This window comes from Moraxella sp. CTOTU47618 (genome assembly GCF_032017425.1).
Lineage (GTDB): Bacteria > Pseudomonadota > Gammaproteobacteria > Pseudomonadales > Moraxellaceae > Faucicola > Faucicola tetraodonis.
The window spans coordinates 79,712-104,616 of record NZ_DALZPW010000006.1; the positions used below are offsets into that span (position 1 = coordinate 79,712).

The window sequence follows — 24,905 nt, forward strand, 5'->3', positions numbered from 1 at the left end:
AAAAGCCACGAGCATTGCAGCTTGTGGCTTTTTTAACAATTTTAGTAACAGTTAAACCGTATGACTTTCTAACTCGGCAAGTTGTTGGCGTTGACCCTCAGAAATCGGTTGTTTGTTTTTGCCATTTTGGTCAAAAAACACAATGACGGACGACACGGTAGCGACGACTTTTTGCTGGGCCGTGCTAAAGTAAACATAGTCATGGGTCAGACTGGTATTACCTATTTTTTTGGCACGAATGCCAATCCAAAGCACATCGGGGAAAGTGACCGAATTCAAATACTGGCAAGATGACGAAGCAATCACGGTATGGGTTTGTAAGTTAAACATATCGACTTGTTCAAGGTAGTGGATACGCGCGCGCTGGGCATAGTTGTAATACACCACGTTATTGACATGATTGAACGCATCCATATCGCCCCATTCCACTTTTTGCTCATAGATAACAGCAAAGCCTTTTAATGGGTGATTGTCTTGTTGGGCGATGTTCTGACGGGCAGCATCACTCATTGGGGGATTGGACATATTTTCCTCTCTCATACGGCTACTATTTAACACGAGTTAACACAAGATAAAAATTATTGAATCACTAGCGCAGTCGCATTAGCCCTTGCTGCTGGGTTGTGGCGACCAATTTGCCATTTTGCCAAAATTGACCGTGGTTTAGGCTTTTTGACTGTGACGTGGTATCGCACCACATGTTATAGAGTAACCAATCATTCATATCAAATGGGCGGTGAAAATGCATACTATGGTCGATACTTGCCGCTTGCAACCCTTTAGTCATAAAGCTAATCCCGTGTGGCATCAGCCCTGTACCAATCAAATAAAAATCAGAAGAAAATGCGAGCAGTGCTTGTTGCACTTGAATTGACTGTTTACCCAGCTGCGGAATACGCAGCCAGTTGGCTTGGCTAGGTTCCATGATTTTTGGATGAATCGGGTCACGCGGCTGTACTGGCTTGATTTCGATATGACGCTGGCGCATAAAGCGCGCTTTTAGGGCATCAGGGATTTTGCCTACCACTTGGTCTTTGAGCTGCTGCTCGGTCAGCAACACATCTGGCGTAGGATACGTTGGCATCGCTTGTTGATACTCAAGCCCTTCTTCAAACGGTGAAAAAGACGCCATCATGGTAAAAATAATGCTCGGTTGATTATCGTCATCATATTGGCGTGCTGTCACTTGACGTGAAGCAAGGCTACGACCATCACGTAATTTCTCCACTTGGTAATATACAGGCTTATTGATATCGCCACCGCGCAAAAAATAGCCATGAAATGAGTGGCAAGGTTTTGAATGCTCCACGGTATGGCTGGCGGCCATCAATGCTTGTCCCAGTACTTGCCCACCAAAAATACGCGCGCCGACATAATCGTGGCTTTGCCCAATAAATACATTGTCTTGATACGGCACGAGGGTTAAGGTTTCTAATAACTGCGTGACTAATTGTTGCCAAATCGCTTGCTGCTCAAGCTGCTGCGTTACGGCTGTTACGGGCACCTGTGGTTGGTGAGTGATATCAATCGTATGGGTATGGTTTATATCTTGCTGGCTTGCCATAGACGCTCTTATCATTAACGTTATTTTGGGTAGATAAAATGGATTAAAGTCACTCATTATACAAGAATTTTTGCGTGATAAGGTTTAGAAATTCATCAATCTATGGCATGATAAGACATATTTTAAACCTTGTATTTATCTTTAAAAAACTTACGAAAAAACTCACGCAATCACTAGGCATACTATGAATCACGTAGGGAAAAATTCAGGCACTACCCAAGCGAACAGCAAAGGTACCCATCCTGCTGCTACCCCGCTGTTAAAAAATCTATACCGACAAGTCTCTGGCAAATTATTGGGGCTCGCCGTCAAATCCAAACTTATCGGCGACATCCCCAATATTAGCCAAGCTAGCACCGATGTTAGCGATGAGAAGCTACCGCTAGCTAGCGGTAGCTTAGCAAGCGCCAATACAAATATGGATAGCGACACATCAAGCCAGCGACTCACCTTTTATGTGCTCAAAGAGTATTCTCGTAGCAACAGTATTTTAATTGACCTAGAAACCAAACAATACGACCTACCCCCTGCCCTAGCCAATGTCATCGATCGGGCGCATGGTATTGATGAAAATACCGCAATGATTTTTTTGCATCACCATAAAACAGAAAAACTGTCTCATGACAGCGCCGTATTCTCACCTCGCCTATTACGCTTGATTGAAGCCGTCGAGCAATACCCAACGCTAAAAATTGATTTTATCCCTGTCACTATCTTGTGGGGTCGCGCGCCAGAAAAAGAAGATTCGCTGTTTAACCTCCTCACCGCTGATGAATGGCAAGTACCAAGTATCAGTAAACAGCTATTTAATATCGGGGTTAAAGGGCGGGATACTTATGTGCAGTTCCACGCGCCCAAAGACCTGCGTGGCATTATCGAAGATGAGATTAGCAAAAACCCTGTGCTGCAAGCCGATAGCCTGGCACCCACTGATACTGCTAGTAAAGACCGCCATCATTTACACACCATCACTGCACGGGTACAGCAGCGTTTAGAAGGTTATCTAGATAAACAACAAGAAGCCATCTTAGGTCCTGACTTATCAGACCGTCGCAATGTGGTCGATAAAATTCTGTATACGCCTGCCATTCAGCATGCCGTGAATGTCGATAGCAAAGAAAACTCGCGTGAACTCGCCAAAAGCCGAAAACTGGCGCGTGGCTATTTGAACGAGATTGCCAGTGATTACTCGTATGCAACCGTGCGCTTTTTTGACCGCTTTTTGACCTGGCTATGGACACAGTTGTATGACGGGGTTGAGGTGGCGCACTTTGAGCGGGTACGCGAACTGGCATCCGACCATGAAATCATCTATGTGCCTTGCCACCGCAGTCACATGGACTATCTGTTGCTGTCATACGTGATTTATAAACGTGGGTTGCGTGTGCCCTACGTTGCCGCAGGCGAGAACCTAAACATTCCCGTGCTAGGTCAAATACTACGCAATGGCGGCGCTTTCTTTATGCGTCGCAGTTTTAAAGGCAATCCGCTGTACTCTGCGGTGTTTCGTGAATACGTGCATAGTATGTTGATGCGTAACACGCCGATTGAGTACTTCATAGAAGGCGGTCGTTCGCGCTCAGGACGCTTGTTGCCGCCCAAAAAAGGGATGCTAGCGATGACGGTACAAAGCCATCTGCGCCAAGCGGGCAAACCAATTGTCTTTATCCCGACTTACATCGGTTATGAACGTATTATGGAAGGCGGCACTTATGTGGGCGAACTTAAAGGTAAACCCAAAGAATCTGAGTCGTTATTGGGTTTGTTAAAAGCCAGCCGAAAAATCGAGCGCATCTTCGGTCATGTGCATGTCAGTTTTGGTCAGCCGCTTTATCTGGCTGATTTTATGAAAAAATTTGACGTTGCCCCAAATACCTTACCCAAAGACCGTACCGATAGTGATATGCCTGCCAATGTCACTCACATGATTGACAATTTGGGCATCAAAATCATGCAGCGTATCAACCGCTCTGCGGTGCTTAACCCAGTCACTTTGCTATCTTTGGTACTGCTCGACACGCCTCATGGTGCACTCGATGAGCAAAGCTGTCGTGAACAGTTGGCGCTGTATCAACGTATCGCAGAAAAAATCCCGTATGATGATGATGTATCAATCACCCAGCAAAGCCCAGAATCCATTATCAATTATGGTGTCAAGCTTAAACTCATCGAGCGCACCCCCCATGTGCTCGGGGACTTGATTCGTATTGCGGACGGTCAAGCACCGCTACTGAGCTATTTTCGCAACAATATTTTGCATATTTATATCATCGCGTCACTGTGTGCCTCATTGATACAGCGTAATGGCACCATGAGCCTAAACACCATTGAGCGGGTGGTAGGTATCATGTACCCCTTCTTGCAAGCAGAGTTGTTTTTGAAATACCCACTGCGCACCCTAAATGACACTTTGCGTGAGCATATCGATACGTTGGTCGAAGAAAAAATCATCGTGGACAAAGGGGTGAATGCGGACGGTCATCGCATCCTGACCACGCCAGAGCCGAATACCCGTAGCTATCAGCAGTTGACAGTGCTTGCCAACTCAGTTGAGCAAAGTTTAGAGCGCTACTTTATGGTACTTGCGCTGCTGAGTCAGCAAGGCTCAGGCAAACTCACCAAAGATCAAGTGATTGATTTGGGTCATCTGCTCGGTCAGCGCCTATCCGTGCTATACGAAGATGACATGCCAGATTTCTTTGACCGTGCCTTGTTTACTAGCTTTATGGATGCGCTAGAGCGTTTGGGCTATATTACGGTGTCGGCTAGCGGGGTGATTGAGTTTGATGCTCGCATTCATACCATGGCAAAAAGCGCGCGATTTATCCTTAATATGGACGTGATGCATATCTTACAGCAAATTTCACAACTGACTGATGAGGAAATCAAACGCACCTTGACTGAACTGCAAAACAAAAAGCAACGCAAATTTAGTCGTAAAAAAGCTTAATGCCACCAAAAAATAAAAAACCGTGTTATCACAACACGGTTTTTTTGCATGCAAATCAGCCTAGCGACGCTGCTCGACAATCAGTGAATCAATGCGGCTATTTTGTAGTTGGCGCTGGGCTTGTGCCGCCATCTCTGGGCTACTCATGGCGCGAGAGATAACTTGATAGACAGTTTGGTCATTGCTTAAGCGTTTTTTGACGATTTGGGCATCCACCCCTGCCATTAGCACTTCAGCACGGCGTTTATCCGCATCATCAGCATTATCAAAGCTATTGATTTGCAAGATATAAGTCCGCGTAGGCTCTTCATTGCCAATCACAATGGCATCGGCACTGCTTTTGTCATCGGCAGCGGTGCTGGTGTCTATACTGCTATTGTTGGCTGAAGCCCGTGGTTTGGTACCGTTATCATCAGACAACAAGGGATTATCGACCACGCTGACATTCGCTGATTTGGGCGCACTGGTGCTGTCAGCTTGGGTCAACACTACATCAGGCTGCGCTGAGACTGGCTGACTGGCAGCGGCCTCGTCCGGGACAGCACTGACCTGCTGTTCTTTGAGTAAGTCATAGAACTCGTAGTTATTGGTTTTGGGTTTGTCTTGCACCTTTGGCTGCACCATGGGCACTTCGTCGCTTGTGGTTTTGCCTTGGTTAAATGGATTCCACAAATAAACAAACAGACCAATCCCCACGGTCAATATCATGCCCACCAACATGGCAGCAAAAAACGACATCGTGCTTGGCGCTTTACGCGGGGTCGCTCCTTTGGGTCTTGCCATCATCATCTCCTACGACATGGGATACGGTAATATTACAGCGTTTTTAGCGTATCTTAATCATATCACATACTAGTTGGTGCCGTTAATCCAAGCAAAATTAAGCCGTTTTGAATCACTTGGCGTACCGACTTTGATAACCGCAGACGCGCCTGCATCAAGTCAAGCTCATCTTGGGTCGGGGTTTCGCCATCTTTGGGTAAGATACGGTTGTCGTTGTACCAACCGTGGAACAAGCTTGCCAAATCTTTGAGGTAATTGGTCAATAAATGCGGCTCATAGTTGACCGCAGCACGGCGTAGCACTTCAGGGTAAGAAGCCAGTAAGCTCAATAAATCCGTTTCAACCGGTTGGGTCAGCAGATGTTGGTGGGCTTTGCCGGCTTTATCATCGACCTTGATACCGCGCTCTTCAGTACGCTCAAGCACCCGGCAAATACGCGCATGGGCATATTGAATATAATACACCGCATTATCTTTGGTATGTGATTTGGCAAGTTCTAAGTCAAAGTCAATGTGCTGCTCTGGTTTACGCGCGACATAATAAAAGCGCGCGGCATCATTGCCGACTTCTTGACGCAGTTCACGTAAGGTCACAAACTGACCTGAGCGTGATGACATCTGGATTTGCTCTGTACCGCGCCACAGCGTGACAAACTGCACCAAAATCACATCCATACGCTGGGCATCGTAGCCCATCGCTGTCAATGCCGCTTTCACGCGTTTGATGTAGCCGTGGTGGTCTGAGCCCCAAACATCAATAATTTTGTCATAGCCGCGGTCAAGCTTGTCTTTGTGGTAGGCGATATCCGAGGCAAAATAAGTAAATTGACCATTGGCACGGCGGACAACACGGTCTTTTTCATCGCCAAATTCGGTGGATTTAAACCACAAGTTGCCGTCTTTTTGGTAGAGAAAACCCCGCTGCTCTAATAATTCCAAAGCAGGCACAATGGCATCTTGAATCGATTTTTCGCTAAACCATTGGTCAAAATGGACGTTAAAATCTGCCAAATCATCTTGGATATCTGCCAAGATGGTACTAAGTGCGGCTTCATGAAAAATCTGATAATTATCGCCCAAATTGGCTTTGGCATTGGCAATCAGTCCGTCAATATGGGCTTCTTTATCACCTGAGACACATACTTTTTCGCCGTTGGCATCGATTTGGTACTCGGCATCGGCAGGTACATTGAGTAGCATATGTTCCCAAGCGGTTTTTAGGCTATCGCCATGCTGTTTTTTGATGGGTTTGGCAATATCTTTGACATAATCGCCTTGGTACGCATTGGTGGGAAATACAATTGACTCACCGCACAGCTCAAGGTAGCGCAAATAGGTACTGGTTGCCAAAATATCCATCTGACGACCCGCATCATTGACATAATACTCACGCCCGACTTGGTAGCCAACCGCCTCTAGTAAATTGGCCACGCTCATGCCAAACGCAGCGCCGCGACCGTGACCCACATGCAGGCTTGAGGTTGGGTTGGCAGAGACAAACTCAACTTGGATTTTTTGACCGGCAAATTCTTCGGATGTTCCAAAGTCGCCTTTTTGCTGCATGATGGTATCTAAGATAGCAAAACGCGCGTTATCATCTAAGAAAAAATTAATAAACCCCGGTCCTGCAATCTCAACTTTGCTAATCATGTCCGAGGCAGGCAACATTGCCACGATGGTTTGCGCCAGTTCACGCGGGTTTTTCTTGGCAGTCTTGGCAGCTATCATCGCAAGGTTACTGGCAAAATCGCCGTGCGCTTGGTCTTTGGTGCGGCTGATGGTACTGTTATCAACCCAATCGATTGGCAAAATTTGCTGTTGTTTTAGTGATTCCACCACTAATGCTAAGGCTTGCGAAATGACGGGTTGTTGTTCTGACATGGAAATTCTCTTTGTTGAATTACAGGTTTTGTTGCAGAATTGATAGCTAAAAAAGCACGATAAATCAATGAATCACCATCGATTTGAGGCTATCACTCGCTCATAATCGATGGGCATTGATTTTGGCGTTCAATATACCAATTTTTGATGGTTTTTTCATTATAATCCTGTCAAAAGATACATGCCATTACAAGGAAACGCGGTTTTTTGGCGTATAATATGCGCTAAAATTTTGTAATGTCTGATGACAATAATAGGATAATAACATGTTTGTTTTAGTCTCTAGTGAGTTAATCACCAAACTTGGCATGTATGTGCTGCTGCCTATCTTTATCGCGTTTTTATTTTTTATCATGTACGATATTTCCAAGAAAAACAATGCAGGCAAACAAGGCACATTTTGGATTTTTTTGGCACTGGGCGGCGGTTTTTTTGGCTTTCTCATCAAAATGGTCTTGGAGTGGTATTTTAGTAGGACGCTTTAAACTACCCGGCTCTAAACCTTACTAGCCTAAAACGCCATTACCCCAAATTGCATTACCCTTGTTACTTGTTCATGTGCCGTTACGGTCGTTTGGCTATCATCACCGCACGGGTCGGGCGTTGATAGCCCTCGATGGTTTTGCTGCTATCATTGGGGTCAAGAAAATCGCTTAAAGATTGATAATCCATCCAGTCGGTTTTGCGTTGTTCATCCGTCGATGTCACATCCACATCGACACAGCGCACCGCCACAAAGCCTACTTTGTACAGCCACAGCGACAGTGCCGCAACCGATGGGATAAAATACACGTTATTCATCTGTGCATAGCGCTCACTTGGCACTAGCACGGACGTTGCATCCCCTTCAATCACCAAGGTTTCTAGTACCAATTCTCCGCCTTTTGCTAGCTGATTGTATAATTGCTCAAGATGCTCAAACGGTGACGCGCGGTGATACAGCACGCCCATACTAAACACGGTATGAAACAGACCTGCTTGCCCACTAGTCAAGCTAGGATTGGGCAAGGCTTCAAGCGGTACGGGCACATAGTGCACCCTGTTGCGTCCAAAATCGTTACGGTCAGCGTCTCTGACGAAATGGCGAATCGCCATAAACTGGTGATAAAACAGACACGATGGGTCAATTACAATCACCGTGCTTGCCCCTGCGCCCGCCATACGCCAGCCGTGATAACCAGAACCGCCACCCACGTCTAGCACGCGTTTGCCGTGAAGGGGGCTGATATGCGGCAATACCCTATCCCATTTCCAGTCACTGCGCCATTCGGTATCAATATGGATTTGCAGGTCATCTCCGCCCAGTAAAAAACCGCCTTTGCGCCACGGCATCAAACGTTTGAGTAGTGCATGGGTTTGCTTGTATTCACTGTCTTGCCAATCGAATGCTACGGTGATACAGGGTTGATTTAAGTCTACTTGCGCGTTGTCAACCACGGGCAAGCGTTCAATAAGCGATTGATAAAGTGGCGCATGGGCGTAGCGTGATTTGTCTTTGATGGTAGCGAGCCAGTTGGGCAACTGGGCAAGCCATGCATTGGCAACTGGGTATTTTTCCGCCAATTGCAGCAAGGTAAGATAGACGTCGGTTTCGGCAGTTTTGATAGTATGGTTCATGGTAGACTCTTTTAGGATTGACAGGTTTTCATTGTTTAAGGGCAATCATCACTTAAACGCAATAATCGACGCAAAGTTTAAAAACTGAAACCACGTCAAATGGCGGTCAAACCCCACCGTTGCTAAACGCTGATGATGAAAATCGAGGGTATCGGTGATAAGTACATTCTCCAGTGCATTGCGTTTACCACTGATTTCCATCTCACTATAGCCATTGGCGCGTTTAAAATCATAGTACCGCTCAACGCGCCACGCATCGTCCGCTTCATCGAGTAAATGGGTTTTTTCGGTCAGAATCAAAATACCGCCTTCAGCCAACGCATCATAACAGCGTTTGAGTAACTGCTCGCGCTTGTCAGGGGATAAAAACTGCAAGGTTAAATTGAGCACAATCATATCGCACCGCTCAAACGCCACCTCACACACATCGGCACAAATCAGCTCGATATCATGCTCAGGATAATGCTGCATCAGTACACTTTGCGCTTTGGCAATCATCGGCTCTGAGATATCAATGGCTTTGATTTGCAAATCTTGCGGCGCAAACTCGCCTGCGAGCGCGAAACTCACCGCCCCGAGTGAACAGCCCAAATCATACACGCGGCTGACTTTGTTGCCGTCTTGGTTTGTTTGACGAAAACCGCAATGGCGTTTGGCAAAAATCGGCAACATGGCGAGCATCTGTCCATACCCGGGCACACTACGGCGAATCATATCGGGAAAACAAACCACCACTTGCTCATCAAAGCTAAACCGCGCATTGGCATCTAGCGGCGTGGTAAATAAGGTATCGTGGGGTGGTTTGGCTTGGGACTGACTCATGCGGCTGACTCACTATGGCTGATTGAGCGTTACTAAGACTCAGTATCGCTGACTTAGTATCGCTGACAGTTTTATGCTCGCTTCAACAAGGAAATGCTTAAGGAACACTTAAACTGCCAGGTTTTTAGATAGCGGAAACTTGGTTTACATTGCCTAACTTGAATGGCGATTAAACTTTGCTATTCTAACATTTTCACCCGTTTTACTTTTAATAATTTATTTTAACCCTTATATCAAACCAATGAGATAACCATAAAAAGGTACTATTATGCAAACGATTATTTTAGGTGGTGGCTGTTTTTGGTGTACCGAATCAGTATTTAGCCATGTCAAAGGTGTGACCGATGTCACCTCAGGTTATATGGGCGGTGATGAAGTAAGCGCCAACTACAAAGCCGTCTGTGGCGGCGATACCGGTCATATCGAAGTGATTAAAGTCGATTTTGATGAGACCATTATTCCGCTTGAGACGGTATTGGATATTTTCTTTGCCACCCATGATCCCACAACACAAGACCGTCAAGGTAATGATGTCGGCAGACAATATGCCTCTGTGGTGTTTTACACCGATGAAGCGCAGCAAAAACCGACCATTGACCGTGTGATTGGTGAGCTTCGTGATGAGCAAGGCATCAAGGTGGTGACCGAAGTGCATCCTGCTGCGCAGTTTTTCCCTGCAGAAGACTACCACCAAGATTATTATGCCAACAACCCGACCCAAAGCTATTGCAACTTTGTGATTCCGCCCAAGCTTGCTAAGCTTAAACAATATTTTAGTGGTTTTATGATTGAACAATGAACCGTATCGATACTGTGTTAATGCTTTCAAAATTGGGCTTTACACCGTTAATGCCCAATTTTTTTGAGTTCGACAGTTAAACTTACATCAATAGTGCAAAAATTAACGCTTTATCACCCAATGTGAAAAAATGTAATTAAATGCATTTACTCCTTTCACTAAGCAAGCTTTTTTTATACCCTTGAATGAGTCAAAATTCACCCCGTTTGTTGATGTTTTTATCTGTCACTATTCAAGGTTTGTTATGCGTTTACTTCCGATTTTTATGGCGCTGGCAGGCGTGGCGATGATTAGCCAAGCGAATGCCGCACCGACACCGCCTAATCTTAGCAATGCCCAGTTTCAACAGTGTTTATCCAATCTCAAAAACAGCAGCACCTTTCGCGGTGTATCCAGCACTTTAGAACAATATCGCCCAACTGAGCCTGACCCTAGCGTGATTGTCTCACTCAACTATCAACCTGAGTTTCAAAAAGAAGTGTGGGACTATCTCTCAGGTCTGGTCGATGAAGAGCGTGTGCAAGACGGTATCAATGCCAAAAACCAACTGCAAAGCACGCTAAGCCGCATCGAGCAGCGCTATGGCGTGAAAGGAACGGATGTACTCGGCGTCTGGGGGGTAGAGTCGAACTTTGGTAAGCAGCTGGGTAAAAAAGACTTAATCCAGTCGTTGGCGACCTTGTCTTGCTTTGACCGTCGTCAGTCGTACTTTCGCACGGAATACGCCAACGCGCTGCGTATCTTGCAAAATGGTGATATCCGCCGTGATGACATGACTGGCTCATGGGCAGGGGCGTTTGGGCAAACCCAGTTTATGCCAAGTACCTTCTTACGCTTGGCGCAAGATTTTGATGGTGATGGACGTAAAGATTTGGTCAACAGCCAAGCTGATGCGCTCGCGTCAACGGCCAATTTCTTGGATAAAGCAGGTTATCGCACGGGCGAGCCTTGGGGGTTTGAGGTCAAGCTGCCTTCAGGGTTTTGGGCAGATAGCAACCGCAAAGCCAAAAAACCGATGAGCTACTGGCGCAGTCAAGGTCTGACCCTTGCCAATGGTCAGCCGCTACCCTCTAGCCTTGATAGTGCAGGTTTGTTATTACCTGCAGGTAGCAAAGGTCCTGCGTTCTTAGTGGGTAAAAACTTCGATGCGTTTTATAGTTACAATGCGTCAGAGAACTACGCGCTAGCGATTGCGCATTTGTCCGATATGATTAGCCAAAACCGTACTAGCAACGTCGGCTTTGTCACACCTTGGCCCACGGATGATGCCGGTATTAGTCGCCGTCAAGCCCGTGAAATCCAGCAAGCACTGCTTAATCGTGGGTATGATATTGGTCAAGCTGATGGCATGATTGGCGATAAAACGCGCTATGCCATTCAAGATTTTCAGCGTCAGCAAGGTGTCAACCCTGATGGTCGTGCGGGTATGAAACTCTACCGTATGCTAATGACTCAGCCAATAGGCAATGCTCAGTACCCAAACCAATACCCGACCCAAACGCCCGTTCGATACCAGTCTGTACCGAATTCAACGATTACTGCCACGCCGACTAAAGTGGTACGCGACGCCAATGGGCGCACGAGTTACTATCGTATCGACAATGGGCAAGGTGGGGTGACAACGCCCTAGTCATTGAAACCTTAGTGTTTCAGTGTTAGGCATTAAACCTTAAATGATTTAAACCTGAGTTATTTAAGCCGTAGTCATCTACAATGTTCATCAATTTTTCATTACCCAATAAAAAACCCTTAATGCTGAGATTAAGGGTTTTTGTTGATATCAATACGGTCTTGTTAATATCGACAAATTATACAACCTTATACAATAGGTGGCGGGGTGGGCTCTTCACCATCATCCATTTGGATCGGTTTGACTTCGCCTTTTGAATTGCTGCCCCAATTGTCCTCTTCGTCTTCATCCCACTTTTTGAAGTTATCGCGTGGGTTGATACCACGGCGTTTCATGTCTTCGACTTGCTCTTCGAGGGTGCGAAACTGCTGCGCTTCGTGCATGGTATCTTCAAGTTGGTTGATTTTGTTTTCAAGATCTTCCGCTTGTTGGGTCACATGATTGCTCATAATTTTATCCTCTTTTTATTCTCAATATTATCGTTATGTATGCTGTGAGATTATCATAACACAAACAAATGTGACGCTAGATAGCAGGTCTGTATAACATTATCATGACATGAGTAAATCATGGCTTGGTCAAAGCTGATATAAAATACTTGGGTAAAACGCGCATAAAACCATAAAAAAGGCGTGTTAGAAACGATGGATTAAGCTTGTACAATGATGTTAATCTGCCACAGCTCGCGGATACTTTGCCCTTCTTTGACCGAGAACAACCATCGTTTTTTCACCAGTTGGCTTTTTATCCATTGATAATCGATACTACTGATTTGACAGCGCGAGACCGCATGGATATTGGGTGAGATTTTGAGCGCTTCTGCCATTGCAGCATCTTTGAGGGAATCATTAATTTGGGTCAACATCATATTACTGGTAAAGGGCTGTGGTAATGCTTGTAGCGTTTGCACAATATTACCCCAGCTAAAGGTGTAAGTTGCGCTGATTTCTTGCAAATTGCCGCCTTCAAACGCGTGTGCGGTATAGTTGACCAATAACGCTTCATTGAGCTCTTTTGGCGTAACCTGGGTTGGTCTGGCTTCAGCTTCAGGGGACTGTTGAGTGCCCTCTAGACTGCTATCAGTTAAGGCGGGTTGCACGCCATTACGGATATGAAATCTATCCGAGACAAACATCGACTTTAAATCGCCACTAGCAGTGGCCGGTAGCGTGCTCAATGAACGGGTGTCTTTGACCCAACCTAATCGCGGAAATTTCTCTTTGATTTCCCCAAGCATACGCACGCATTCTGACACGCCATCATGGGTCTGACCGAAGTGAATTACCCGCAAACCCTGTTCTTTAATCACCAAATTAAACAAATCCAACCGTTGGCGTAATAGCTCATTTTGGTTCAGCTGGGTATTGACTAGCGCAATCATCGGGACGCGTTTTGAAGACGCATAGATATAAGATAAGTGCAGATAACTGACACCAGATAGGCTTAAATGACCGTAATCATTGCCCAAAATAAAAATCATATAATCGCATTGGTCGATTTGTTGGCGGCTGTACTCAACAAAATTGGTATTGGTCGCAAGCAAATCCCAAGTCAAAAAATAATCCGTCGATAACGCGTACTCTAGCGCGTTCTCTAGGTAGAGATTTTCATTTCTAACCAAAGAGATATGAATATGATAACGTTTCTTTTGAGACATGCTATCTTCTCCATAACGCTCTAATGAACGCAATTAATTAAAAAAGTAAAGGGTTAAAAGCTAAAAGGGCAAAAAGCCATGCTGACTAACCAACAAGCTCAATACACTGCACCATGTTGAGTCACACACAAGGTAAAAAAATCAATCCCTAACTCTGGCAAAAACCGCTGCAACAAACGCGTTGCCGCCTGCTCAGCGGCAGGTAAGTTGGCGGTGGCATAAAACTGTAACCGTGGTCGCTCTTTATGAGAGGCAAGCTGATTGGCTTGCTCAAGCAAATCATGCACCCGTTTGGCAATGGCATCCCCTGAATCAATCAATGCCACTTGCCCCATAGCTTGGTGGGTCATCAGCTCATCGATACGCTGTGCCAAATAGGCTTTAAAAAAAGGAAAATGGGTACAGCCCAGTACCAGTTGGTCTACCTTTTTAGCCTGTAACTCACTTAGCAAGTGATCTAAATCAGTCACCGCTGGGTGATGGCTTGGCATACCCAATTCCACCCAAGGCACTAGGCTGTTAAAGCTATATTTGTGCACAGTCACTTGCTGCGGTTTAGCGACTTGTTCAATAACTTCATTGAGTAAATACCCGTGCAAGGTCGCTGGGGTTGCCAACACCGCGACTTGCTTGGTCGTCGACTGCATCACCGCAGGTTTTAATGCGGGGACTAAACCGACAATCGGCACTTGAGGATACTGCCGCCTTGCCGCCTGTAATCCATGCGCAGAGGCACTATTGCAAGCTATCACAATAAGTTTACAGCCTTGCGAATGTAGCCATGCCACGGCCTGCAAGGTAAGCTCACAAATCTCTGCTTCACTGCGTGAGCCATAGGGTACGTGCAGGGTATCGGCAAGATAGATATAACGTTCAAATGGCAAGCGCCGCTGCAAATGGGTCAATACCGACAATCCGCCCAACCCAGAATCAAATACGCCTATCGGCGCGCTTGCTAACTCTACCATAGCCTAATCAGTCCAACTCGCAGGGTGTTGCTATTTTAAACCGCAAAATAACTGTACCCATAAAACAGACCACTATCTTATACCAATTTTTAGGTACTCACTACAAAAAAATGCAGTTGCCGAACTTGACAGCCCATTCGTCACTTTACTTGCTCAAAACTTATCAACAGTTTGCTTAACGCTGAGACTTATGCGCTCATGGTCAAGGTAAAAGTGCTATCACCACTGTGCAAAATCAATGACGTCCCCTCTTCACCCTCTATCAACTCACCCAACTTAATCAAATGGTAAAACACATTGCGATGAATGAGTCCGTATAATGCTGAGTCACCATTTTGCCGCACCAACAGATAAGGCTGGCTGGCTTGTTTTTGCTGCAAGCCAGCATCATGCTGGCTTGCATGGGTAAATGGCAGACCCAAACGAATCGGATGCTGCTCGTCAGCAATCACCACATCGCCTTGCGTGGTGGTGAACTGCAACACCGGTTTGCTAGTATCGCCAAATTGCTCGTTAATGACGTCCACTTGATTGACTAGCAGTGGCGCGTCTTCTACTTGGATTTGCCATTTTTCAACAGGGGTTTTTAAAAAATACTCAACGTGGTGGTTGTCATCAACCTCTGACCATAACACTTTGGCAAACAGATCAATGAGTAGTGGACGGGTGATTTGACTGCCTTCATGCCACCACTCGCCATTGGCTTTGACCACCACATCCATCGTACCGCTGAGTTTGGGTTGCCATTTTTCAAGCGGTGGAATTTGGCGTGTCGGATGGTTTGCGTCTGCTACCGCTTGCGAAGCGACCGATTGCTCGATTTGTTGGCTTAGCTCGCCTATATCAAAGCTAGTATCAAAGTTGGGTTTAGACGCTACATTATTAGTATTAGTCATTTTCTGGCTCATATTATGGTAGTTTTTATTTAGATTAGGATTTAGAGTATTGTATGGGTTTATGAATGCCATGATGCGCTGTGTTGACATCACTTTGTGGTACATAGTAGTCAATTCAACGCTGGGTTTCAAATAGTCGCTGTTAGTACCTGTGTCGATTTATTGTATATAAAGGTGACAGATAGCATAAGACAAGCCAAATTGGATGCGATAAATTAAGCCCGGCAGTCATTTTCTCCTGCAAAAATATTAGGTGGTTAAACGGTTAATCTATTATACTAAGTAGTATTTTTTCTGAATTCATATAACGATTCATTATATGTTAAAATCAAGAAAACCATTGATAACATTGCCAGCCTGCGCCAGCAATTATTTGATGAACTGATAATCAAAGGCTAACCTTCCCAATCACTAGCCTTGCAAAAATCATCGTGATGCAACTTAAGTTGAAAGGCTGTCAGATGTAAGCTGATAAATCGCATTGTTTAACCCAATGCGAGCAAGGTTAAGTAAGTTGTCATCACTGAATTTTATTTTTCTAAGGAGTTTGTATGCAAGACATCGAACGCGAGCAAATGGAGTTTGACGTAGTTATCGTGGGTGGCGGACCTTCAGGTCTATCTGCGGCAATTCGTCTACGTCAACTTGCCATTGCTGCTGGCAATCCTGATTTTAGCGTGTGTATCGTTGAAAAAGGGTCAGAATTTGGTGCCCATATCTTATCAGGTGCGGTCATGGAGCCTAATGCACTGACTGAACTGATTCCTGATTGGAAAGAAAAAGGTGCGCCCGTTCGCGTGCAAACCAAAGGTGACCGCGTCTACATGCTCAAAAATGAGACCAAATACCGCGAATTGCCAGAAAAAATCGTCCCAAGCTTGATGCACAACCATGGCAACTACATTATCTCATTGGGTAACCTTGTACGTTGGTTAGCCACCCAAGCCGAAGAGCTTGAAGTGATGATGTTCCCAGGTTTTTCTGCCGCTGAAATTCTCTACAACGAAGATGGTTCTGTCCGTGGCGTATTGACGGGTGACATGGGCGTCAATGCCGAAGGTCAACCAAAATCAGGCTATGAGCCAGGCTATGAGCTACTGGCAAAATACACCATTTTTGCTGAAGGCTGCCGTGGTCACTTAGGTAAACGCTTAATCAGCCGTTTTAACCTATCAGAAGGCAAAGACCCGCAGCATTACGGGATTGGCTTAAAAGAGCTTTGGGAAATTGACCCTGCCAAACACCAAGAAGGTATGGTGCTGCACGGTTCAGGTTGGCCACTTAGCGAGACGCATAGTAACGGTGGTTGGTGGTTATATTTTGACGAAAACAACCAAGTGTCATTTGGTATGGTGATTGACTTGTCTTATCACAACCCTTACCTATCGCCATTTGATGAGTTACAACGTCTAAAAACCCACCCGCTCATTCGCAATATTTTAGAAGGCGGTAAACGCTTATCTTACGGTGCGCGTGCCTTGACCAAAGGCGGTTTAAATTCATTACCAAAACTGTATTTTGCCGGTGGTGTATTAGTGGGTGACGATGCAGGTTTCCTAAACCCAGCAAAAATCAAAGGTACTCATACCGCCATCAAATCAGGTATGTTAGCCGCTGAAGCCGTGTATGAAGCGATTGCGGCTGGTCGTCAACATGACGAAGTGCCAACCTATGAGCAAAAATTCAAAGCATCATGGCTCTACAACGACATGTACCAAGCGCGTAACTTCGCAAATGCGATGCACCGCATGGGTATCTGGATGGGCGGTGCCTTCAACTTCCTAGAGCAAAATATATTTAAGGGTAAAATGCCACTGACTATTCGTGACAGAATGCCAGACTACGATGTGCTTGAGCGCGCAGACCACGCCTATATCCCTGAGTATCCAAAGCCCGATGGTAAGCTGACCTTTGATAAATTATCTTCCGTGTTTATCTCCAATACCAACCACGCTGAAGATCAACCTTGTCACCTAAAACTAACCGATCCAGAGGTACCAATTAAGCGTAACCTCAAAATCTTTGCTGAGCCTGCACAGCGTTACTGCCCAGCAGGGGTATATGAAGTGGTGCAAAGTGACAGCGGCGCAAAATTTGTAATCAACTCACAAAACTGTGTGCACTGTAAAACTTGCGATATCAAAGACCCCTCACAAAACATCACGTGGGTCACGCCAGAAGGTGGTGGTGGTCCAAACTACCCAAATATGTAATGATGTATCAAAAAAAGCCGCTAACGTTAGCGGCTTTTTTACTGGGTTTTGTCAAACTTGTTTAAACCAAATAAGGCTCACCCACTTTGACACGCATGGTTTTACCAACACTGCTTGAATAAGTGGGTTTGGTGATATCACTGACAAACACCCAGTCGCTGGTGCATTGCTCAGGGGTGACTGTCACAATCATATAACCGCGCTGAGAGGTGTCACACCATTTTAACGTACCGCCTTTGACCAACATGGGTAACCCCAGCGATAGCTGTTTTGGGTCAACTGTCGCTAAGTATTCTTCAAAACCTGGCGATGTCACTGATTGTACCGCAAATTCCACCCCGACGGGTTCACCTTTGACATTGACTAGATTATTTGCCCAAGCGTTATGGGTATCGCCTGCCAATACCACTAAGTTTTTTTGCATAGCGTTGGCAATACCATAAATCATCTCGCGTGCCACCGCGTAACCATCCCACGCATCTAGGTTATAAGGAATGAATGGGGCTTGCTGCAATTGTTGTACCATACTCTGCTCTTGCGGCGTCAAGGTCGTGGGCGCGGTCTGCGCTTTTTGCATTAGGGTCAGATAAGTGACGGCATCTACCCCCAAGGCAGGGTTCATAAAGTTGAGCAGTACGGGGGCAGGAATAAACATCTGCCCCATCACCACTTGCTGACCCAGAATTTGCCAAGTCGACTTTGACGCTTGCAATTGACCTGCCAGCCAATTTTGTTGGGGCAAACCAATCAATTGGCGACTGGTATCTTGCATTGCTGTGGTAAATTTCGCGCCATCTAAAGTGAGTTGACCATTGGCGTCTTTAATTAAAAAATTATTGTAATCTAGCTGTTTGTCACGGGCAATGACACGGGTGTCTAGCATATGTAGACTGAGTAAACTACCAAAATCAAAACTACGATAAATTTGCGTCATCACACTATTACGCGTGGGCATCCATTCATGATAGGCTTTCATGGCGTCCATTTTGCGCTGATTCCAATCGCCTTCATTGGGTTGGTGGTTTTCAGCACCCGCTTTATAAGTATCATTACTAATCTCGTGGTCGTCCCATACCGCAATCATTGGCATGGCGGCATGTACAGCTTGCAAATCTTTATCGGTACGGTATTGAGCATAGCGCAAGCGATAGCCAGTAATGGTGAGCAATTCTTCCACTGGGATGACTTCGCGCTTGAGCTGTGCGGCCTGGCTTGAAGCATAGGCAGGTACCGTTTTACCTTGGTCATCGATGGTATGACGACCATATTCGTAGATATAATCGCCTAAATGCAGCAGCACATCAACGTCGCTGCGCTTGGCAATATCGGCATACGCATGAAAATACCCTGCAGGATAGTTTGAACAGCTCACCACCGCAAGTTTCACTTGATTGACATTCGTGACAGGTAGGGTTTTGGTTTTGCCAATCGGACTGGTGACACCACCACATATAAATCGATAAAAGTAAGGGGTGTTTGGCTGTAAACCCGTGGCATCCACCTTGACCGTATAATCTTGCCCACCGTTTGTTTTGCTCGTGCCTTTATTGATGATGGTGTTAAACGTATTATCACTGGCAATTTGCCAATCGACATCAAGGCTGCTGCCACTGTTCGTCGGTGTCACACGAGTCCATAAAATCACTTTGTCAGCAAGCGGGTCGCCACTGGCTACGCCATGTAAAAAGCTAACCTGCGCTGTGTTATCATTATCATCATTGTCATTATTACAGCCGGCTAGCAACATCGATGCACCTGCGGCAGTCGCAAGCGATGTTGATTGTAAAAAACGGCGACGGTTGATACTTGGGGTTGATGGCTGGGTGTCTTTAAGCAAATTGTGGATAGGAGAAGTTTGCTCAGCGGGTTGGTCAGTCATGGGGTTTCCTCTAGATAAGGCAAAGCAACAATATGAAAAGTCAAATTGTGATAAAAAGATACGCTATCGCTAAGAAACATTAGCTGACTAAGGTGACAACCGTATGACGATTGAATGAACAATTAACGGCAAATTTTAGCCAATAAAAAAGCTGACCGAAGTCAGCTTTTGTGCAGCAAAACATATAGGGAACAAAACATTCAGGCAATAAAACTAGACATAAAACCTAGTCGCTTATCAAGACTAGTAGCTAGATACCTGCAGCCGCTTTAAATGCCGCTTCATCAAAGTCATCACCATGGGTCACAACGATGGTGCCATTAGGGTTAACATTGACAAACTTGACCCCTTTGATGTCTTCGGTTTTCTTGATGATTTCATCAGCAGCGGCTTGGTCTGCGATAGGTAAATCGTATTTAGTTTGTGGCATAACATATATCCTTAAAATATTGATAATTCTAAATTAATAACCGTGATATTGCCCCGTGTATAAAAAATCAACTAAAACCAATAGTCATACAAGTGTCCATTCATCCATCAGTCATATGGCATAAAATAACAAAAAATTGCGGATGTGAATAGGCCCTTTATCCGTAAAAACAACGTTTTATCAGAATTTAAGCCTCTACTATGGGCTATCATGCGTTAATGTATTTGATGGCATCGGGTGTCCAATGGCTGATATATTGCTGCACTTGTGATTTGCGATTTTCATCAGCAATTAGGTACTTAGCAATCGCTTGCGCCACGATTAGCAAGCTTTCATCTCTGGCTAGGTCACTGACATAGTAGCTGTCAAATCCTGTCTGCCGTTTACCCAAAAGCTCCCCTGCACCGCGCAGTTCCAAATCTTTTTGCGCAATCACAAAGCCATCATTGCTATCTCGCAGCACATTGAGCCGCTCGATACCCGTTTCTGACAATGGCGTTTGATAAAGCAATACGCAAAAGCTTTTTTGGGTGCCACGCCCCACGCGTCCGCGTAGTTGGTGCAATTGCGATAACCCTAATCGCTCAGCATTTTCAATCACCATCAGCGAAGCATTGGGCACATCGACCCCGACTTCAATCACGGTGGTAGCCACTAGCAAAGCGGTTTTACCGGCTTTAAAATCCGCCATGACCGCTTGTTTGTCATTGGGCTTCATTTTGCCATGCACCAAGCCAATGTTGAGATTGAGCCTGTCATTCAAATCGGCATAAGTCGCTTCAGCGGCTTGGGCGTCAAGCACGGTAGACTCTTCGACCAGTGGGCACACCCAGTAAGCTTGTTTGCCTTGCTCGCAGTTGACAGCGATACGCTCAATCACTTCATCACGTCGGTCACGGCTTATGGTGACGGTGGTGATGGGGGTGCGGTTGGGCGGTAGTTCATCGATGATGGACGTATCCATATCACCAAATGCACTCATGGCAAGGGTACGCGGTATAGGTGTGGCTGTCATAATCAGCTGATGCGGTGTGGTATGCGCCAAGCCTTTATCGACCAGCGCCATTCGCTGCTCCACCCCAAAACGGTGCTGCTCATCGATAATCACTAAGCCCAACTTGGCAAAATTAACATGCTCTTGAAATAGCGCATGCGTACCGACCACGATTTGCACCTCGTTGTCTTGTACTTGTTGCAAGGCTTTTTCACGCGCTTTGGCTGTTTGCTTGCCCACCAGCCAACCCACACCGATGCCAAGCGGTTCAAACCAGCTTTTAAAGTTATTAAGATGTTGCTCCGCCAAAATCTCTGTCGGTGCCATCACCGCCACTTGCCAGCCGCTATCAAGCGCATAGCACGCCGCCAAAGCTGCTACCAAGGTTTTGCCTGCGCCAACATCGCCTTGCACGAGTCGCAGCATGGGCACTGACGTTGACAAATCTTTGACGATTTCCGCTACTACCCGATTTTGGGCATGGGTAGGGGTAAAAGGTAAATTGGCTAACAGCCGATTGGCAAGCGCGCTTGTGGCATCACATCGCGGTGCTTTATGCTGATAAAGTTGTTGCTTGCGGTACAGTAGACTCAGCTGGTGCGCGAGCATTTCTTCGATAATGAGCCGCTGACAGGTCGGATGGCTGCGATTTTTTAACGCCGCTAATACCAACATTTGCTTGTTCAAATCGGTATAAATCGGTGGCTGATGGATAAAGCTAATGGCTTCTAGCAAGCTAAATTCCCCAAATGGGTTGTGGCTACCTGCCAGTAACGGAAACTGTTGGCTCAGCGCACTTTGTACGATTTGCCACTCAGCATCACTGATAGTAGCCATCACAGGATTGGCTTGTTTAACCGTTTGCAGCGCAAGTCGAATCAAGCTACGCAGTTTATTCTGATGCAAGTTTTTGACCGTTGGATAAACAGGTATCAGCCCTGTATTGGTCAAGGGTTGATATCCAGTAATAATTTCATATTCAGGGTGGCTGATTTGGGTGCCATACTTACTGATACTGATTTCACCAAACACACGCAAGGTATTGCCCACTGCCATGGCATCGGTCAATCCACGATAGACTTTGAAAAAGCGTAATGTTGTTTGTGCTGTCTTATCTTGCAATGTCACGCTGAGGCCCATCTTTTTGTTGTCGACGCGGACAACGGTGCCTTGTAGCAATGCCGATTGTCCATCGACGACATCACACATATTGACCAGTCGGCTGCGATCCTCATAATCACGGGGCAAATGTAGCAACAAATCAAACACGCGCTCAATACCAAGTTGGTCAAGCTGTTCAGCGATTTTACTACCCACGCCAGCAAGTGCGGTGACAGGAAGATTAAAGATGTCAGGTTTTAGCGTCATATTATAAAGTTAGCTTATCTGCCTATAATAAAAATAGCATGAAAAAACACCAAATTAAGTTAGAATACATAGCGACACAATTTACGCTTTATAACCGATGAACTCAACAAATTTATCATTTAATAATATTGCTGTTTTGATTGATGGCGATAATATCAATGCAAAAAATATTGAAAGTATTCTAGCTAAGGTCAGTACCCTTGGCACAATCGCCTGCAAGCGAATTTATGGCGACTTTAAACAAGGCAAACTAGCAATCAAATGCAAAACAATCTGTTAATGATTCGGCAAAAACCGAGTCAAAATAAGACAAAAAATCTACCAACCGATGCGACTACGCTCATTCAAGAGCAAAAATTGCTCGATGATATTTATGAGATTTTCGCCAAACCCATAATCAAAAAATTATTGACTAAAAACCAAGGTTGGCTACATATTGGACAGTTTGGCAGCGAGCTTAAAAACAAAGGCTATAACCCCACCCAATTTGGGGTTAAAAATTTTACCCAATTGGTAGAAAATATTGCCATTTTAAAAGTTAAAAGACAACCCAGTGTCATTATGATTGCTCTACGTACTTAGGCTTGCTATGAAACCGCTTTCTTTTTTTGCCCTGATAACTACTAGCATTTGTTTTACGGTTACCGCCTGCACTAAAACGCCAGTGATAACCACCCAACCTATTAAACCACCCGTTCAACCATCAGCAAAGCCCAAAATCGCCCTTGTATTAGGCGGTGGCGGTGCCAAAGGTTTTGCTCATGTCGGCGTCATCAAGGTACTGGAAAAAAATGGCATCACCCCCGACTTAATCGTCGGTACCAGTAGCGGCAGTCTAGTCGGTAGTTTATACGCCAGTGGCAAGTCCGCTAGCGAACTTGAAGACATCGCAACCCATGTTAGCAATAATGAATTGCTCGATTATAGCTGGAGCAAACAAGGCTTTATCGAAGGCATCAAATTACAAAACTGGGTAAATACTCAAGTCGATAATCAACCGATTGAAAAACTCCCCATCCGTTTTGCCAGTGTCGCCACCGATTTAACCACCAAGCAAAAAGCCGTCTTTGATAAAGGCAATACCGGTCTTGCGGTGCGTGCATCCAGTAGCGTGTATGGCGTTTTTGTACCGCCACGTATCAACAATAAACGCTATGGCGATGGCGGTCTGACAAGCCTTGTGCCTGTGCAAACTGCCAAACAAATGGGCGCAGATATTATCATCGCAGTAGATGTCTCAAGCCCGCCAAAAAACAGTCATCCGCAGGATTTTTGGGCGCTACTGGATAAGACATTTGCCGTCATCCCCCATCAAGCAAATGCTGCTGAAATCAAATGGGCGGACGTGGTGATACGCCCGGCCGTTGGTGATATTGGCACGACCAATACCATAGCTAGAGAAGCGACGATAAAAGCAGGGGAAATTGCAACCTTAGCAAAGCTCAGCGATATCGAGCAAAAAATCGGCAAGTTTCAAAAATTGTAAATAAAAAAACCGCTCATTCAATTGAGCGGTTTTATGCGTTGAGCCCTTCTAGGCATTGCTTCTAGGTATTGAGCGCTTATTATTTTACTTTTAAACGATATTTCACCATCGCTACTTCATTAAGACCCAAACCTGGTACATCCCACTGTATGGCTTTATAGTAAGCCATCGGTAAGTTCTGTAGCACGCCATTCATGTTGGTTTTTAGTGGCATATATTGAAAATTGGCACCGTCCATACTACCAAACGCACGGGTTGGCTCTACATCGCTCGTGCTCACTAATTCCATATTGGCTGGAATATTCATGGTCACTTTCATGTTGCGGATTCGGTCAGGGCTGTTATTGGTTAAGTAGCCGCGATATTCTACGACGTTGCCTGGTGCAAGGCGCGTTTGTGCATTGATGGGGCTTAACACTTCTTGACCTTGTGGATCCTGACCAACAACAGAGGCTAAAATGCGGGTTTGAACTTGACCAGCAGCGGGGGCTGAGATAGGTGCTGCTTGACTATTATCAACAGGGTCTAATGCCACCGTTGGTAGCACAGCCATTGCGGCGGCTGATGCCCCAAGTGAGGCGGTCATTAGCGCGAATACTGAAAGCTTTTGCATGAATATTCTCCATTAAATCATGATTTTCAAATGTTCAAAATTGTTGTGTCAGCGGGTGCTAGCGTATTCTCTTTTTTTGGCAGGTTGGCATACACCGCTGATTGGGTGGTCAAATAGGTTAATGCTCGACTATAGATTAGCATAACAAACTTTACAATTTAACTCACTAGCAAGTTGAAAGTTGCGGGATGAATTTACTAAATACAAACAGCGCAGCCAAAATCAGTAAGATTAGCTATTGTATTTTGTAAGGTTTATTGATAGCCTTATCGTTAGTCTCTGAGCGATGCGCGCAATCACGCTGTTAAACTTACATGTATGTTTAATTAAAAGAGACAAAACTTTATCGTGCGCTG

General features: G+C 45.5%; 21 protein-coding genes. 7 read left to right on the top strand and 14 right to left on the bottom strand.

Annotation, left to right across the window (positions count from 1 at the left end; translation table 11 throughout):
- Window positions 1-51: 51 nt before the first annotated feature.
- Together RTS09_RS06410 and RTS09_RS06415 are read right to left on the bottom strand one after the other, a co-directional pair.
- On the bottom strand, window positions 52-525 hold the full coding sequence (locus RTS09_RS06410) for an acyl-CoA thioesterase (RefSeq protein WP_312116146.1): 474 nt from the start codon (window positions 523-525) through the stop codon (window positions 52-54).
- A 64-nt stretch (window positions 526-589) separates the two neighbouring features.
- The gene (locus RTS09_RS06415; protein WP_312535347.1) at window positions 590-1,564 is read right to left on the bottom strand and encodes an acyl-CoA thioesterase; all 975 of its coding nucleotides are present in this window, start codon (window positions 1,562-1,564) and stop codon (window positions 590-592) included.
- Window positions 1,565-1,748: 184 nt separating this feature from the next.
- Here RTS09_RS06415 and plsB point away from each other — a divergent pair, with 184 nt between their 5' ends.
- A complete protein-coding gene (plsB, locus tag RTS09_RS06420) occupies window positions 1,749-4,514 on the top strand; it encodes a glycerol-3-phosphate 1-O-acyltransferase PlsB (protein ID WP_312535350.1) in 2,766 nt (921 codons plus the stop codon).
- Window positions 4,515-4,574: 60 nt separating this feature from the next.
- On the opposite strand, the gene RTS09_RS06425 is transcribed toward plsB, so the two are convergent.
- The gene (locus RTS09_RS06425; RefSeq protein WP_312535355.1) at window positions 4,575-5,297 is read right to left on the bottom strand and encodes an SPOR domain-containing protein; all 723 of its coding nucleotides are present in this window, start codon (window positions 5,295-5,297) and stop codon (window positions 4,575-4,577) included.
- Window positions 5,298-5,359: 62 nt separating this feature from the next.
- Window positions 5,360-7,177: an arginine--tRNA ligase gene (gene argS, locus RTS09_RS06430; RefSeq protein WP_312535358.1), complete on the bottom strand. Its 1,818-nt coding sequence runs from the start codon at window positions 7,175-7,177 to the stop codon at window positions 5,360-5,362.
- A gap of 266 nt (window positions 7,178-7,443) precedes the next feature.
- On the opposite strand from argS, the gene RTS09_RS06435 reads away from it, so the two are divergent.
- On the top strand, window positions 7,444-7,662 hold the full coding sequence (locus tag RTS09_RS06435) for a DUF2788 domain-containing protein (protein WP_007117392.1): 219 nt from the start codon (window positions 7,444-7,446) through the stop codon (window positions 7,660-7,662).
- A gap of 79 nt (window positions 7,663-7,741) precedes the next feature.
- On the opposite strand, the gene cmoB is transcribed toward RTS09_RS06435, so the two are convergent.
- Together cmoB and cmoA are read right to left on the bottom strand one after the other, a co-directional pair.
- The gene (gene cmoB, locus RTS09_RS06440) at window positions 7,742-8,794 is read right to left on the bottom strand and encodes a tRNA 5-methoxyuridine(34)/uridine 5-oxyacetic acid(34) synthase CmoB (RefSeq protein ID WP_312535361.1); all 1,053 of its coding nucleotides are present in this window, start codon (window positions 8,792-8,794) and stop codon (window positions 7,742-7,744) included.
- 48 nt (window positions 8,795-8,842) lie between these two features.
- On the bottom strand, window positions 8,843-9,616 hold the full coding sequence (gene cmoA / locus RTS09_RS06445; RefSeq protein WP_312535364.1) for a carboxy-S-adenosyl-L-methionine synthase CmoA: 774 nt from the start codon (window positions 9,614-9,616) through the stop codon (window positions 8,843-8,845).
- Window positions 9,617-9,884: 268 nt separating this feature from the next.
- Here cmoA and msrA point away from each other — a divergent pair, with 268 nt between their 5' ends.
- Window positions 9,885-10,415 (top strand): peptide-methionine (S)-S-oxide reductase MsrA, encoded by a 531-nt coding sequence (gene msrA, locus RTS09_RS06450; protein WP_284034948.1) that lies wholly within the window; start codon window positions 9,885-9,887, stop codon window positions 10,413-10,415.
- A 244-nt stretch (window positions 10,416-10,659) separates the two neighbouring features.
- Window positions 10,660-12,045 (top strand): lytic murein transglycosylase, encoded by a 1,386-nt coding sequence (locus RTS09_RS06455; RefSeq protein WP_312535370.1) that lies wholly within the window; start codon window positions 10,660-10,662, stop codon window positions 12,043-12,045.
- Between the two features lie 188 nt (window positions 12,046-12,233).
- Here RTS09_RS06455 and RTS09_RS06460 read toward each other — a convergent pair whose 3' ends face one another.
- The 4 genes from RTS09_RS06460 to RTS09_RS06475 form a co-directional block, all read right to left on the bottom strand.
- Window positions 12,234-12,494, bottom strand: a complete 261-nt coding sequence (locus RTS09_RS06460; RefSeq protein ID WP_203171302.1) for a hypothetical protein — start codon at window positions 12,492-12,494, stop codon at window positions 12,234-12,236.
- 200 nt (window positions 12,495-12,694) lie between these two features.
- Window positions 12,695-13,702, bottom strand: a complete 1,008-nt coding sequence (locus RTS09_RS06465; RefSeq protein WP_203171301.1) for a DUF4062 domain-containing protein — start codon at window positions 13,700-13,702, stop codon at window positions 12,695-12,697.
- 98 nt (window positions 13,703-13,800) lie between these two features.
- Window positions 13,801-14,670 carry a glutamate racemase gene (murI, locus tag RTS09_RS06470; RefSeq protein ID WP_312535373.1) on the bottom strand — a complete coding sequence of 290 codons (870 nt, stop codon included), beginning with the start codon at window positions 14,668-14,670 and terminating at the stop codon, window positions 13,801-13,803.
- Window positions 14,671-14,858: 188 nt separating this feature from the next.
- Window positions 14,859-15,566, bottom strand: coding sequence for a DUF1285 domain-containing protein (locus RTS09_RS06475; protein ID WP_312535376.1), 708 nt, complete (start codon window positions 15,564-15,566; stop codon window positions 14,859-14,861).
- A 551-nt stretch (window positions 15,567-16,117) separates the two neighbouring features.
- Between RTS09_RS06475 and RTS09_RS06480 the strand changes: the two genes are divergently transcribed.
- Window positions 16,118-17,779 (top strand): electron transfer flavoprotein-ubiquinone oxidoreductase, encoded by a 1,662-nt coding sequence (locus RTS09_RS06480; protein WP_007115862.1) that lies wholly within the window; start codon window positions 16,118-16,120, stop codon window positions 17,777-17,779.
- A 61-nt stretch (window positions 17,780-17,840) separates the two neighbouring features.
- On the opposite strand, the gene RTS09_RS06485 is transcribed toward RTS09_RS06480, so the two are convergent.
- The 3 genes from RTS09_RS06485 to recG all read right to left on the bottom strand — a co-directional run bounded on the left by RTS09_RS06485 (window position 17,841) and on the right by recG (window position 22,450).
- The gene (locus RTS09_RS06485) at window positions 17,841-19,658 is read right to left on the bottom strand and encodes an alkaline phosphatase D family protein (protein ID WP_099807413.1); all 1,818 of its coding nucleotides are present in this window, start codon (window positions 19,656-19,658) and stop codon (window positions 17,841-17,843) included.
- Window positions 19,659-19,908: 250 nt separating this feature from the next.
- On the bottom strand, window positions 19,909-20,088 hold the full coding sequence (locus RTS09_RS06490; protein WP_099807412.1) for a hypothetical protein: 180 nt from the start codon (window positions 20,086-20,088) through the stop codon (window positions 19,909-19,911).
- 208 nt (window positions 20,089-20,296) lie between these two features.
- The gene (gene recG / locus RTS09_RS06495; protein WP_312535383.1) at window positions 20,297-22,450 is read right to left on the bottom strand and encodes an ATP-dependent DNA helicase RecG; all 2,154 of its coding nucleotides are present in this window, start codon (window positions 22,448-22,450) and stop codon (window positions 20,297-20,299) included.
- A gap of 261 nt (window positions 22,451-22,711) precedes the next feature.
- Between recG and RTS09_RS06500 the strand changes: the two genes are divergently transcribed.
- Together RTS09_RS06500 and RTS09_RS06505 are read left to right on the top strand one after the other, a co-directional pair.
- Entirely contained in the window at window positions 22,712-23,032 is a 321-nt protein-coding gene (locus RTS09_RS06500) for an OST-HTH/LOTUS domain-containing protein (protein WP_312535386.1), read from the top strand.
- Between the two features lie 7 nt (window positions 23,033-23,039).
- Entirely contained in the window at window positions 23,040-23,936 is an 897-nt protein-coding gene (locus RTS09_RS06505) for a patatin-like phospholipase family protein (protein WP_312535389.1), read from the top strand.
- A gap of 79 nt (window positions 23,937-24,015) precedes the next feature.
- Here the strand turns inward: RTS09_RS06505 and RTS09_RS06510 are convergent, their stop codons facing one another.
- Window positions 24,016-24,549, bottom strand: a complete 534-nt coding sequence (locus tag RTS09_RS06510; protein ID WP_284034955.1) for a hypothetical protein — start codon at window positions 24,547-24,549, stop codon at window positions 24,016-24,018.
- Window positions 24,550-24,905: the final 356 nt, after the last annotated feature.